The sequence below is a fragment of the Prevotellamassilia timonensis genome, from assembly GCF_021531665.1.
In the GTDB taxonomy this organism is placed as follows: domain Bacteria; phylum Bacteroidota; class Bacteroidia; order Bacteroidales; family Bacteroidaceae; genus Alloprevotella.
Window position 1 is genome coordinate 1 of the sequence record NZ_JADYUH010000158.1, and the last position, 423, is coordinate 423.

A 423-nucleotide genomic window follows, 5' to 3' on the forward strand; every position below is an offset into this window, starting at 1 on the left:
TTTTGTCTTTCATTCATTCGTTCAATTTCTGAACAATTCGTGTTCCAAAAACAAGAATTTTTCTCCATTAATGTCCATTAATTGCCTCATTAATTGCCTCATTAATTATGAACAATTCGTGTTCAAAAACAAATTAATGGCTTTTTAATGAATCAATTCATGAACATTAATGTTTCAAAAAGGGAGCGTGAATGATTCATGAACATTCATGTTTCAAAAAGGCGGTTCTTCTCGTTCAAACCGTCTCCACCTGCTTCCGGCTGACACAGTAGAACACGCCCTTCGCGGTGCGCTTTTTCAGTACGCCAAGGTGACGGAGTTGACGACCCATGCCCGCTATCTTCACGCCTTGCAGCGCACGCGGGGATTCGCGCTTCAAGGTCTCGAAGATTTCGGTGGCGGACAGCCATTGCGTAGCCTCCG

The 423-nt window shown here is 43.5% G+C and carries 1 protein-coding gene; it reads right to left on the reverse strand.

What is annotated here, in order from left to right; genetic code table 11:
* Positions 1-235: 235 nt before the first annotated feature.
* On the reverse strand, positions 236-423 hold a 188-nt coding region (locus I6E40_RS10735; RefSeq protein WP_235387280.1), incomplete at its 5' end, for a DUF3874 domain-containing protein.